The organism is Telluria sp. AC161 (assembly GCF_979258535.1).
On the sequence record NZ_OZ409861.1, the window covers coordinates 2,646,744 to 2,659,092 of the forward strand.

The window sequence follows — 12,349 nt, forward strand, 5'->3', positions numbered from 1 at the left end:
TTCATGGCTTAACCGATCACTTTTTTGACCACCTCGATCAGGCGCTGCGGATCGAACGGCTTGACCAGCCAGCCATTGGCGCCGGCAGCACGGCCCTTGGATTTCATTTCGTCCGACGACTCGGTGGTGAGCATCAGGATCGGCGTCTTCGCGTAGCCGGGCAGCGAGCGCAGCGACTTGATCAGCGCCAGGCCGTCCATCTTCGGCATGTTCTGGTCGGTCAGCACCAGGTCGACGGCCTGCAGCTTCGCCTTGTCAAGGCCGTCCTGGCCGTCCACGGCTTCCACCACATGGTAGCCGGCTGCCTTCAGACTGAAAGCCACCATCTGGCGTAGTGAACTGGAATCGTCGACTGCGAGAATCGTTTTTGCCATCTTGTGCTCCTGCTGTTTTACACCGGGCGGACCCGGGTTGAATTGGTTGTTAGGTGATTACGGGACGGCGGCGCGGTCAGAACAGCTCGACGTCGCCGCTTTCCAGGTGTTTCTGTTCGACCGACCTGCGCAGCTTGCTGCGTAGTTGCAGCGACTGGATCGCCAGCGCGACGCTGACCTGGCCCAGCCGGTCGACGATTTCGTCGCTGCCGTGGTCTGGCGTGATCCCTTCGCCATGGTCGTTCAACGTGCCCAGAAAGTCGCGCAGGCCCGCCACGCGGCGCAGCGTGCGCTCGATCAGTTGCGCCGTCAGGTCCTGGAACTGCATGCTGGTGATCGCCGTGTTCACGTGCTCGCTCACATCATCCGACATCGAGCCAAGCAGCGCGCGATCTTCAAGCGACAGCGCGCCGCCGGCCAGCATGCGGTCGATCGCTTCCTGGCGCGCGCCGACGACGGCGTGCACCGCAACGAAGCTGCCGGTGAGCTTGTCGATGGCTTCTTCGAGCAGCAGTTCGGTCTGGAGCAGATCGGCTTCCACTTCGGTCAGGTGGCGCCGGCCGTGCACCGACACGCCTGAGAGCAGGCGCTTGACGTGCGATCCGAGTATCTTTTTTCTTGTCATCGTGTTCTCTCCAAACCTGCCCGCACAGCGTCGGTCATCGCGGTTTCACCGCATTTAGCGTTGCCGTCGCGGCTGCCTCGGCGTCCTCGGCCGGCACGTCCAGCGTGGACGCATCGCGCCGCACCGCGTCTTCGGTGCGCTTGTTCATGACGATGATGCTGATGCGCCGGTTGATGGGGCTGAACGGGTCCTTGGCATCCAGGTGCGCCGCCGAGGCCAGCCCGACCACGCGCAGCACCTTGTCGTCCTGCAGGCCGCCCAGCACCATTTCGCGGCGCGATGCGTTGGCGCGGTCGGCCGAGAGTTCCCAGTTGCTGTAGCCGGCGTCGCTGTGATACGGCGTCGAATCGGTATGGCCTGAAATCCCCAGCTTGTTCGGCACCTCGTTGAGGACCATGCCGATGATGTGCAGGATTTCCTTGGTGTACGGCTGCAGCTCGGCCTTGGCCATCGCGAACATCGGGCGGTTCTTTTCGTCGACGATCTGGATGCGCAAACCTTCGCTGGTAATGTCGAGCAGCAGCTGGTTCTGGTACTTCTTGAGCATCGGATTGACTTCGATGGCCGACTCGATGCGCGCCTTCAGGTTTTTCAGGCGCTCGCCTTCTTCACGCGCCAGCGCAGCCTTGGCCGCCTGCAGGTCGTAGCTCTTGTTGGCCGGCGCCGAGTCGCCGCGCTTGACCTGGCCGGCGGTGCGCGTCAGGTCTTCGCCGCCGCCCTGGATCACCGACGACGAATCGCCCGAGCCCGAGCCGCCCTGCATCGCCACCTTCAGCGGGGTCTTGAAGTATTCCGAGATGCCCACCAGGTCGCCCTTGGCGGTCGAGCCCAGCAGCCACATGAGCAGGAAGAACGCCATCATCGCGGTCACGAAGTCGGCGTACGCGATTTTCCAGGCGCCGCCGTGGTGGCCGCCGGCCACCTTCTTGATGCGCTTGATGACAATGGGACGTGCGTTGTCGTCAGCCACGCTCATGCTCCCGGGTGTACTGCGGCGAAAGATCGGATGCGGTCATCGCGGCTTACTTCTTCTTCTTGATGTGTTCTTCGAGCTCGGCGAAGGTCGGGCGCTCGGTCGAGTACAGCACCTTGCGGCCGAATTCGACGGCCAGCGCCGGCGCATAGCCGTTCAGGCTCGCCAGCAGTGTCACCTTCACGCACTGGAACATCTTGGTCGACTCTTCCAGCTTCTGCTCCAGCACGGTGGCCAGCGGGCTGACGAACGCGTAGGCCAGCAAGATGCCCAGGAAGGTGCCGACCAGCGCCTTGGCGATCAGGATGCCCAGCTCGGCCGGCGGCAAGCCGACCGATTCCATCGTGTGGACCACGCCCATCACCGCCGCCACGATACCGAAGGCCGGCAGGCCGTCGCCGATCTTGGCGATCACGTGGGCCGGAATGGCGCCTTCGTGGTGGTGCGTCTCGATCTCGTTGTCCATCAGGTTTTCGATCTGCATCGCGTCCATGTTCCCGGACACCATCAGGCGCAGGTAATCGGTCATGAATTCGATGATGTGATGGTCGGACACGACAGCCGGGTACTTGGAAAACAGCGGCGACGCGTCCGGAGCTTCGATATCGCCCTCGATCGACATCAGGCCTTCCTTGCGGACCTTGGACAGCACGTCGAATTGCAGCGCCATGAGTTCCATGTACATGTCCTTCGTGTACTTCGAGCCCTTGAAAATGCTGGGAAACGCTTTCAGCGTCGCCTTGATGGCCTTGCCACTGTTACCGACGAACAGAGCGCCGAACGCGGCGCCGCCGATCATCAACAGCTCGATGGGCTGCCACAGCGACGCAAGGTGACCACCCGCCAGGGCAAAGCCACCAAACACGCAGGCACAGACGATGATGTAACCAACAATAACTAACAAAGGATTTTGCTCCAGAAAACCCGCGCCGTGTCGCGACATGTCGACTCGGAACCGGTAATTTCAGAAAATGTTTATTCAGGGAATTACTTTAGCTGGAGAAGTGCTGTCCGGCAAGCAAAACCACCCTGGAAACTCACCGTTTGTCTCTTAAAAGTCCCATATATACAAAGCAGGTCCACCTGTGTACGGATGCACAACACGCGTCGGTGTTTGTCCGACAACGATGAATTCGTAACTGAAAAGCATCGAGCCGGGACGCATCTCGCGCGCGGCCTTGCGCCACAGCGCGGTCATCGCGGCCGGAGACAGGTAGGCGAACACGGCGTCGTAGTCGCCCAGGTCGAGTTGTTCATAGTCGCCACGAATGAAGACAGCCGGGCTGCGCGCCAGTTTCGCGCGCACGAAACTGGCCAGCCATGGCAACGGCGCGAGCTCGATGCCCTCGATGCGCGCGTCTGGCCGGCGGCGCTGCAGCGCCAGCACCAGCCCGCCGATGCCGCTGCCGATGTCAATCACGCGCAGCGCCCTGCCCTGCGGCAGCGCGGCATCGACGGCCTCCCACACCTTGCGGCCGGACGGGTAATACGGCACCTGCGTGCGGTAGGTGGACCAGTACAGCAGCAACAGGAACACGAAGATGACGAGAAATGCCAGCGGCGGTATCGCCAGCGTGCTGGTGGCCAGCAGGGCCAGCGGAAAACCGAACTGGATCGCGCGCCACCAGATCGCCAGGCCGCGCCACCAGGTCAGGCCTGCCGCGAGCAGGCCCTGGACCAGGGCCACGTGCCAGTACGAGACGGTCAGGCCGCCCGTGGCGAGCAGATAGATGACGGCGAGCGTGAGGGGAAAGGCAGCGAGCTGCAGCAGCAGCGCCCGGACCGCGGGCGCGCCCAGCAGGCGCCGGGGCGACGGGGAAGAAGGTGATGCGGGCAAGACAGGCTGCCAGCGCGCTGGATCAGGCCGGGTCCAGGCCGGCGGCCTTGCCCTCGGCCTCCTCGTCGGCGCGCGCCTGGTCGAGCGCTTCCTTGGCCTTGCGCGTCTTGCCGGCGCGTGACGGCATGTGGCACAGCCCGCACAGGTAGTCGCTGTTGAGATCGAGGGCGTTGACGATGAACTTGCCCTGGCACTTGCTGCAGGGAGCCAGTTGCAGCATGCCGCCGTTGAAGAAGCGTACCAGCGTCCAGGCGCGTGTGAGCGAGAGCAACGGCTCTTCATTCGGCGCCGGCGGCATTTGTTCGAGATAGAGTTTGTAGGCCTTCATGACGGCCTGGATGCCGGTGGCGCCGGCATGCTCCACCAGGAACTGGTGGATATTGATGAACAACGACGAATGGATATTCGGTTGCCAGGTCAGGAACCAGTCGGTCGAGAACGGCAGCATGCCCTTGGGTGGAGAGACACCCTTGAGCTCCTTGTACAGCTTGAGCAGGCGTTCGCGCGACAGCGAGACTTCAGTCTCGAGCAGTTGCAGGCGTGCGCCCAGGTTGATCAGTTCAATGGCGAGCTGGATTTCCTGCGCCTCGGTGACAACGCTCTTTTTACTCATGGCGATACGGCTCCCGGCACTGTCGGCCTTACAGCAAGACCGCTGACAGCGATTATACGATCTCTTCGACTGGCTGGCCGGCCATCAGGATGGCGGCGTGCGACTGGGCCAGGCTGCGGTCTTTCGTATGGCTCGTCAGCATCGACAGGATCGCACTGTCGTCGAAGCGGAAGCGGGCCAGCATCATGTTGCCGCCAGCAAGCTTCAGGATTTGCGCATTGCTCATGCCTTCGATCAGGTCGGCGATGTCGGCCGAGACGCCCAGACGGAAAATGGCGGTGACCTTGTCGGCACGGATCATTTGCTGTGCCAGCATCAGGTAGCTCAGGTTAGCGTCGCGAATTTCAGCCATCATGTCGTTCATCGTCATTTTCTCTCTCCAGTCGTTGTGTCGGCTGCCGTTGTGTTGCCGATGAGATAGATTCTGACCGTGGGGAAACTATTCACAAATTGGAGAAAGTCTGTATTTTCAGTCAGTGAACGACGAGACGGACCCATAGGAGTTTGTCTGACAAACCCATCTGGTTCCCTATGAAACCCTGCGAAAAAACAGGGCTGTTTGGTGCAGTAAAGCACCTTGATGATATGCAGCAACAAAACGCATTTGTCGCAATTTTGCCACTCGGCAACAGCAGCTAATCTCTTTAACGGCAGCTTGCGGGGCAACTTTAGGGTCGGATTGAAAAAATTTTCAACATTTTCGCGACCACCCAAACTGCGCCATCCTGCCTGCTCTTCCATTTACGGCAGCCGCGCCGCCGACTTTAGGGCGATTCGCCACTATTTTTAAAAAATAGGTGCGGTTCGCTGCCTATCTGGGACTGTTATCGGACGGCCCTGCGGGAACTTTAGGGTTCGCTGCAAAAAATTTTGAACTTTTTTTCGTCGTATCGGTGCCTGGCCAAAAATCGTGCAATCCGCGTTTTGCTTTATTATTAACAAGATGCGCACTACCCCTACTCCCCTCAACCAGCCGTTCTCGGTGTACCTCGACCTGGTCCGCTTCCTTGCCGCGCTGGCCGTGGTGCTAATGCATATGCGCATGTTCAGGCTGGTGACGATTCCCGGCTCCGAGCACTGGACGCTGCTCGGCCGCGAATCGGTGATGGCCTTCTTCGTGTTGTCCGGCTTTGTCATCGCCTACACCACGCAGATGCGCCGCCCCGATGCACTCGACTTCACCGTCGCGCGCGCGGCCCGGATCTATTCGGTCGCCCTGCCCGTGCTGCTGCTGGGCTTTCTGTGCGCTTACCTGAGCCAGGGCCCGCACGTTCCCGGCATGGACGCGAGCTACCAGGTGGCCAAACCGTGGTTCTATATCCCGTTTCACCTGCTGTTCATGGGCGACCTGTGGCGACTGTCCGAGCATCCGCCCTGGCTTGGCCCCTGGTGGTCGCTCAATTACGAGGTCTGGTTCTATGTACTGTTCGGCGTCGCCTGCTACGTGCGCCGTCCATGGCGCCTGCCGGCAATTGCCCTGCTGCTGGCCGTCATGGGTTACAAGCTGTGGCTCCTGCTGCCCGTCTGGCTGGCCGGCGTCACGCTGTACCACTGGCAGGCGCGCTACAGCCTGAGCCGCACAGCGGCGCGCGCCGGCTGGGCGCTGAGCATGGTCTTGCTGGTAGCTTACGAAGCATACGGCGTCGAGGAACTGCTGCGCGGGGCCGGCCGCGCCAGCTGGCTCGGCCAGTACGTCGCACTCGGCAACGCCGACCGTTTCCTGGCCGACTATACCTTCGGCCTGATCGTCGTGCTCAACTTTGCCTGCGCCCGCTTCGCCGGCTTTACCGGCCTGCTGCGCGTGGCGCGGCCCATCCGGCTGTTCGCCGCCTATACGCTGACGCTGTACCTGTCCCATGCGCTGGTACTGATCGGCTGGGCCGAGGTGTATCCGCATGATCCCGCCAGCGTGACTGACGTACTGGTCCTGGCGGCTGCAGTCGCCCTCGCTACTGCATTGCTCGGCATGCTGACCGAGCAGCGCAAGGACGTGTTCAAGCGCCTGTTCGAGCGCGCGCTGCGCCCGCTGCGGCGCCATGCGCCGCGCCCAGCCCATCACACTGGCGCTGGCGCCGGCGCCGGCGCCGACCAACCCCATCAAGGAGAAACAAGATGACGTGTGACGTACTGATCCTGCCCGGTCTGTTCAATTCCGGCCCCCGCCACTGGCAATCGCTGTGGCACGAGCGTCATCCGGCATGGCGCCGCGCGGAGCACCGCGACTGGACCAACCCCGACCGCGACGAGTGGGTGGCCGAGATGGAAGAAGCCATCGCCGGCTGCAGCGGCGCCCCGGTGCTGGTGGCGCACAGCCTGGGCTGCATGCTGGTCGCGCATTGGGCGCTGTCCGGCTCGCCCCTGAAAGTGGCCGGCGCCTTTCTGGTAGCGCCCAGCGACGTCGAGCGGCCATCGTTCCCAATCCCTGCCCGCAACTGGGCGCCGGTCCCCCGCACGCCGCTACCGTTTCCCAGCATGATCGTCGCCAGCACGAACGATCCCTATGCCACCCTCGAGCGCACCCAGTCGTTTGCCGACGCCTGGGACAGCAAACTGGTCGAGATCGGCGACGCTGGCCACGTCACGACCGATTCAGGCTATGGCGACTGGCCCGAAGGCTTGCGTTTGCTGGACGCGTTTTGTGCCGACGTGACGGCGCAACACCAGAAGACGTAACGACAGGTGTTCTGACTCGCGCTGCGGCGCAGGGCCGCAAGCCCCAAAAACAGAAAGCCGCCACTCCCGGTAACGGGAGCGGCGGCTTTTACACTAACGGGTCAAGCGCTTATTTCGCGCCAGAGAGCAGCATTTCGTTCAAGCGCTTCACGAACGACGCCGGATCGCTCAGGCTGCCGCCTTCGGCCAGCATTGCCTGATCGAACAGGATGTGCGACCAGTCGGCAAAGCGCGGGCTCGTCGTGTCTTCGTACTTCAGGCGCTGCACCAGCGGGTGGTCCGGGTTGATCTCGAGGATCGGCTTGGATTCCGGCGCGTCCTGGCCTGCGGCCTTGAGCATGCGCAGCAGGTTGCCCGACAGCTCGTTGTCGTCCGCCACCAGGCAGGCCGGCGAATCGGTCAGGCGGAACGTCACGCGCACGTCCTTGGCCTTCTCGCCCAGCGCGCCCTTCATGCTCTCGACCAGTTCCTTGTAACCGGCCTCGGTCTCGGCATGTTCCTTCTTCTCGGTCTCGTCTTCCAGCGCGCCCAGGTCCAGGCCGCCCTTGGCAACCGATACCAGTTCCTTGCCTTCGAACTCGGTGAAGAACGACAGCATCCACTCGTCGACGCGGTCGGTCATCAGGATGACTTCGACGCCCTTCTTGCGGAAGATTTCCAGGTGCGGGCTGTTCTTGCCGGCGTTGTAGTTATCGGCCGTGACGTAATAGATCTTGTCCTGGCCTTCTTTCATGCGGCCGATATAGTCGGCGAACGAGACCGTCTGGGCGTCCGAGTCATTGGCGGTCGAGGCAAAGCGCAGCAGCTTGGCGATGCGGTCCTTGTTGGTCGCATCCTCGCCTACGCCTTCCTTGAGCACCTGGCCGAATTCCTTCCAGAAGGTCGCGTACTTGTCCTTGCCGGCCTGCTCTTCCGAGTTCGCCATTTCTTCCAGCATGCCCAGCACGCGCTTGGTCGAGCCTTCGCGGATCACGCGCACGTCGCGCGACTCCTGCAGGATTTCACGCGAGACGTTCAGTGGCAGGTCGCTCGAGTCGATCACGCCCTTGATGAAACGCAGGTAGGTTGGCATCAGCTGCTCGGCGTCGTCCATGATGAAGACACGCTTGACGTACAGCTTGATGCCGCCGCGCTTGTTGCGGTCCCACAGGTCGAACGGCGCGTGCGCCGGCACATACAGCAGTTGCGTGTATTCGCTGCGGCCCTCGACCCGGTTATGGGTGTAGGTCAGCGGTTCCTGGAAGTCGTGCGAGACGTGCTTGTAGAACTCGTTGTACTGCTCTTCGGTGATGTCGTTCTTCGAGCGTGCCCACAGCGCGCTGGCCTGGTTCACGGTCTCGACGTCGTCCTTCAGGACGGTTTCCTTCTTTTCTTCGTCCCACTCTTCTTTCTGCATCACGATCGGCAGCGAGATGTGGTCGGAGTATTTGCGGATGATCGACTTGAGCTTCCATGCCGACAGCAGTTCTTCTTCGCCGTCGCGCAGGTGCAGGATCACGTCGGTGCCGCGACCGGCTTTTTCGATCTGCTCGATGCTGTAATCGCCTTCGCCGGCGGACTCCCAGCGCACACCTTCGGACGCGTCGGCGCCTGCGCGGCGGGTCTCGACGGTGATTTTCGAGGCGACGATGAAGCCCGAATAGAAGCCCACGCCGAACTGGCCGATCAGCGCCGCGTCCTGCTGCTGGTCGCCCGAGAGCTTGCTGAAGAATTCCTTGGTGCCCGACTTGGCGATGGTGCCCAGGTGCGAGATCACTTCGTCACGGTTCATGCCGATACCGTTGTCCGAGATCGTGATCGTCTTGGCGGCGGCATCGAACGCCACCTTGATTTTCAGTTCGTGGTCGTTGCCGTACAGGGCGTCGTTGTTGATCGCCTCGAAGCGCAGCTTGTCGGAGGCATCCGACGCGTTCGAGATCAATTCGCGCAGGAAGATTTCCTTGTTGGAGTACAAGGAGTGAATCATCAGTTGCAGCAGCTGTTTTACTTCAGCCTGAAATCCAAGGGTTTCTTTTTCGGCGTGTGCCATCTTGTTCCTCGTTAAAGACAAATAGGGGTTGGTCAGACTCGGACGCATATGTGGCCCTGCCGGGGGATTTCAAGAGATATTTTTGATAAGCAATATCCAGACATCCCGACGTCAGGCGCCGCGCGTCTCCAGAAAGCGCCAGACGGCCGGATCCTGCAGCGCCGCCAGGTTCAGGCGCATGCGGGTCGATGGCTGCTGGTTGGGCGAGAACAGGCTGCCCGGTGCCAGCAAGATGTCCAACCCGAGTGCCCGCGCCGTCAACGCATTGGTATCGCAGCCGGCATCGACCCAGACGAACATGCCGGCAGCCGGTGCCGACTCGACCGCCAGACCCAGCGTTTCAAGCCGGCGCAGCGCCCCGGGCCGTGCCTTGTCCAGGCGCGCCCGGATGCGGTCGAGATGCTTGCGGTAGTGGCCCTCGCTCAGGATCTTGTAGACGATCCGCTCGCCAAGGTCGCTCGTGCTGAGCGTGGCGAGCATCTTGCGATCCGACAATCGCAGCGCGCGCTCGCGCGAGGTGGCGATGAAGCCCACCCGCAGATTGGCCGCCATCGACTTCGAAAACCCGCCCAGGTAGATCACGCGCTGCAAGCCGTCCAGTGCAGCCAGGCGCGTGGCGCCACCCGGGTGCAAGTCGCAATAGATATCGTCTTCGACCACCAGAAACCCGTGTTGCTCGGCCAGGCGCAGCACCTGGAATGCCTTGGCCGCCGATATCGACGACGACGTCGGATTGTGCAAGACCGAATTGATGACGAACAGGCGCGGCCGGTGCAGTGCGGCCAGGTGCTCGAGCTGCGCCAGATCCGGCCCATCGGCCCGGCGCGGCACGCCGACCACCTTCAGGCCCAGTGCCGCGAACGACCCGAACATCAGGAACCAGGCCGGATCGTCGACCAGCACCGTGTCGCCCGGCTGGCAGAATTCGCGCGCCACCAGGTCGAGCGCCTGGGTCACGCCGAGCGTGGTCACGAGCTGCTCCGGCCCGGCCTCGATTTCCATCTCGGCCAGCTTCAGCTGAAGTTGCTGGCGCAGCGGCAAAAAGCCGTGCGGCGGGCCATAGCCCAGCAGGCCATCACAATTCTGGCGACTCAGCGCGCGCAGCGCATTGGCCACCGCCGGACCATCCAGCCAGCCGGCCGGCAACACCCCGGAACCGGGCTGAAAACCCAGCGGCGCCTGGCGGAACATGCTGCGCACCAGCCAGGCGATGTCGAGCGAATCCGGCACCGCGGCCGGTTGCGTCGCCAACCGCGCCGGCACAGGCTGCCGCTCTCGTACGAAGAAGCCGGCGCCACGCCGCGATTCCAGATAACCCTGCGCCACCAGCCGGTCGTAGCTGGCCACCACGGTGAATGGCGAGACACCGTGGCTGGCAGCGAACTGGCGAATCGACGGCATGCGCGCACCTGGCCGCAGCAGGCGCTCGTCGACGCGCGCGGCCACGGCGCGCACGATCTGCTCGGCCAGCGGCTCGCCCTCGGCACGGGTAAAGGCAAAGGCGGGTGTATTGGTCATCGCTCCACCACAGTGGGTAAATTATCGGGACAACTGTACTGGGACTGTATTGGTCGGTGGTCGTAGGATAGTCCGAAGTACTTCATTCACACAACCCCTGCAAAAGGAGCCGCATGACCGCCATCGCCCACCCCGCGTCGTCCACCAGCCGCGACGAATCCCGCGGCATGCTGCTCGGGCTGGCAGGTGTGGCCATGTTCAGCCTGACCATGCCATTCACCCGCATGGCGGTCATGGATCTCGATCCGCTGTTCGCGGCGCTGGCCCGGGCGCTGGGCGCGGCCGCGCTGGCTGCCGGCTGGCTTGTCTGGCGCCGCGCCCCGCTGCCGCCACGGGGCGCCTGGTTGCCTCTTAGCCTTGTGATGCTGGGCGTGGTAATCGGCTTTCCCCTGCTCAGTTCGATGGCGTTGCGCGCCCTGCCCGCCGCGCATGGCGCCGTGCTGGCCGGCCTGCTGCCGCTGATGACAACGATCCATGCAGCGCTGCGCGGCGACGAGCGGCCTTCACCGGCCTTCTGGCTGATGGCCGTGCTCGGCGCGGCGATCGTGGTGGCGTTCGCGTTGTTCCAGGGTGGCGGCGTGCTGCACTCGGCCGACCTCTTGATGTTTGCGGCACTGGCCGCCGGCGCGATGGGCTATGCCGAAGGCGGCAAGCTGGCGCGCACGCTGGGTGGACCCGGGACGATTTGCTGGGCGCTGCTGCTGGCCGTACCGCTCGCCGCGCCGATGCTGGCCTGGCATCTCGCGCGCCACCCGGTCGACGTTGCCGCCGTCGGTCCCGCCGCCTGGGCCGGGCTGGCGTATGTCACGGCGATCTCGATGTTCGTCGGCTTCTTTTTCTGGTATCGCGGCCTGGCATTGGGTGGAATCGCGCGAGTCGGCCAGGTGCAGCTGCTGCAGCCGTTCATGAGCTTGCTCGGCGCGGCAGTGCTGCTCGGCGAGCGGCTGGCGCTGAGCAACTGCCTGTTCGCACTGGCCGTGATTGGGGTCGTATGCGCCGGCCGTCGGCTGCAGGTATGCCGTCAGGCCTCATGATCGGGCAGCACAGCGGGCAGCACGACGGGCAGAAGAACGGACAGCATGGTTCGCTCGACAACCTGCGCTCGACGTACAATACCGGATTCATTCACGCACCCTGGAAATTCCATGACCGTCTACGACAAACTCAAAGAACTGAACATCACGCTGGAAGCGCCAGCGACCCCGGCCGCAGCCTACGTCATGTACGTCCAGACCGGCAACCTCGTGTTCATCTCGGGCCACATCGCCAAGAATGCCGACGGTTCGCCGAACGCCGGCATCCTGGGCCGCGACAAGACCACCGCAGACGGCCAGGCCGCTGCACGCTCGGTCGCCATCGACCTGATCGGGACGCTGCAGGAGGCGGTCGGCGGCGACCTGACCCGCGTCAAGCGCATCGTCAAGCTCATGAGCCTGGTTGCATCGACCCCGGACTACAACGAACAGCACCTGGTCACGAACGGCGCGTCGGAACTGATCGGCGACGTGTTCGGCGACGCCGGCAAGCACGCGCGTTCGGCCTTTGGCGTTGCATCGCTGCCGCGCGGCACCTGCGTCGAGATCGAGATGATCGTCGAAGTGGCATAAACACAGCGTTTGCGTGGCAATAACCGGCGCACATTCGCCGGTGTTTCCTTTACTGTGATTCACGGGTGGCGCTGACCCGGCGCCGTCCGCCGACAAGAGA

At 63.1% G+C, this 12,349-nt stretch carries 14 protein-coding genes; 4 read left to right on the forward strand and 10 right to left on the reverse strand.

The window, feature by feature from the left end:
• Positions 1-8 precede the first annotated feature (8 nt).
• From ACZ0AJ_RS11825 to ACZ0AJ_RS11860, 8 genes are all read right to left on the reverse strand, one after another.
• Entirely contained in the window at positions 9-374 is a 366-nt protein-coding gene (locus tag ACZ0AJ_RS11825) for a response regulator (protein WP_183558064.1), read from the reverse strand.
• Between the two features lie 76 nt (positions 375-450).
• Complete coding sequence (locus tag ACZ0AJ_RS11830; RefSeq protein ID WP_499454664.1) at positions 451-999, reverse strand: chemotaxis protein; 549 nt, start codon at positions 997-999, stop codon at positions 451-453.
• A 34-nt stretch (positions 1,000-1,033) separates the two neighbouring features.
• Complete coding sequence (gene motB / locus ACZ0AJ_RS11835) at positions 1,034-1,969, reverse strand: flagellar motor protein MotB (protein WP_499454666.1); 936 nt, start codon at positions 1,967-1,969, stop codon at positions 1,034-1,036.
• A 52-nt stretch (positions 1,970-2,021) separates the two neighbouring features.
• Positions 2,022-2,876, reverse strand: coding sequence for a flagellar motor stator protein MotA (gene motA, locus ACZ0AJ_RS11840; RefSeq protein ID WP_332531143.1), 855 nt, complete (start codon positions 2,874-2,876; stop codon positions 2,022-2,024).
• 147 nt (positions 2,877-3,023) lie between these two features.
• A complete protein-coding gene (locus tag ACZ0AJ_RS11845; RefSeq protein WP_499454668.1) occupies positions 3,024-3,809 on the reverse strand; it encodes a class I SAM-dependent methyltransferase in 786 nt (261 codons plus the stop codon).
• 22 nt (positions 3,810-3,831) lie between these two features.
• On the reverse strand, positions 3,832-4,422 hold the full coding sequence (gene flhC, locus ACZ0AJ_RS11850; protein ID WP_499454669.1) for a flagellar transcriptional regulator FlhC: 591 nt from the start codon (positions 4,420-4,422) through the stop codon (positions 3,832-3,834).
• Between the two features lie 52 nt (positions 4,423-4,474).
• Positions 4,475-4,792 (reverse strand): flagellar transcriptional regulator FlhD, encoded by a 318-nt coding sequence (flhD, locus tag ACZ0AJ_RS11855; RefSeq protein WP_183558046.1) that lies wholly within the window; start codon positions 4,790-4,792, stop codon positions 4,475-4,477.
• Positions 4,789-5,163 (reverse strand): hypothetical protein, encoded by a 375-nt coding sequence (locus ACZ0AJ_RS11860; protein ID WP_499454671.1) that lies wholly within the window; start codon positions 5,161-5,163, stop codon positions 4,789-4,791. The genes flhD and ACZ0AJ_RS11860 overlap by 4 nt, the downstream gene beginning before the upstream one ends.
• A 202-nt stretch (positions 5,164-5,365) precedes the next feature.
• Between ACZ0AJ_RS11860 and ACZ0AJ_RS11865 the strand changes: the two genes are divergently transcribed.
• Together ACZ0AJ_RS11865 and ACZ0AJ_RS11870 are read left to right on the forward strand one after the other, a co-directional pair.
• The gene (locus ACZ0AJ_RS11865; RefSeq protein ID WP_499454910.1) at positions 5,366-6,538 is read left to right on the forward strand and encodes an acyltransferase family protein; all 1,173 of its coding nucleotides are present in this window, start codon (positions 5,366-5,368) and stop codon (positions 6,536-6,538) included.
• The gene (locus ACZ0AJ_RS11870) at positions 6,535-7,095 is read left to right on the forward strand and encodes an RBBP9/YdeN family alpha/beta hydrolase (protein WP_499454675.1); all 561 of its coding nucleotides are present in this window, start codon (positions 6,535-6,537) and stop codon (positions 7,093-7,095) included. Before ACZ0AJ_RS11865 ends, ACZ0AJ_RS11870 begins: the two co-directional genes overlap by 4 nt.
• Before the next feature lie 109 nt (positions 7,096-7,204).
• On the opposite strand, the gene htpG is transcribed toward ACZ0AJ_RS11870, so the two are convergent.
• Both htpG and ACZ0AJ_RS11880 read right to left on the reverse strand, forming a co-directional pair.
• Positions 7,205-9,124, reverse strand: coding sequence for a molecular chaperone HtpG (gene htpG / locus ACZ0AJ_RS11875; RefSeq protein ID WP_499454676.1), 1,920 nt, complete (start codon positions 9,122-9,124; stop codon positions 7,205-7,207).
• A 111-nt stretch (positions 9,125-9,235) separates the two neighbouring features.
• Positions 9,236-10,642 (reverse strand): aminotransferase-like domain-containing protein, encoded by a 1,407-nt coding sequence (locus tag ACZ0AJ_RS11880; RefSeq protein WP_499454677.1) that lies wholly within the window; start codon positions 10,640-10,642, stop codon positions 9,236-9,238.
• Positions 10,643-10,755: 113 nt separating this feature from the next.
• Here ACZ0AJ_RS11880 and ACZ0AJ_RS11885 point away from each other — a divergent pair, with 113 nt between their 5' ends.
• Positions 10,756-11,676 (forward strand): DMT family transporter, encoded by a 921-nt coding sequence (locus tag ACZ0AJ_RS11885; RefSeq protein WP_499454678.1) that lies wholly within the window; start codon positions 10,756-10,758, stop codon positions 11,674-11,676.
• Positions 11,677-11,787: 111 nt separating this feature from the next.
• The gene (locus ACZ0AJ_RS11890; protein WP_499454679.1) at positions 11,788-12,249 is read left to right on the forward strand and encodes a RidA family protein; all 462 of its coding nucleotides are present in this window, start codon (positions 11,788-11,790) and stop codon (positions 12,247-12,249) included.
• Positions 12,250-12,349: the final 100 nt, after the last annotated feature.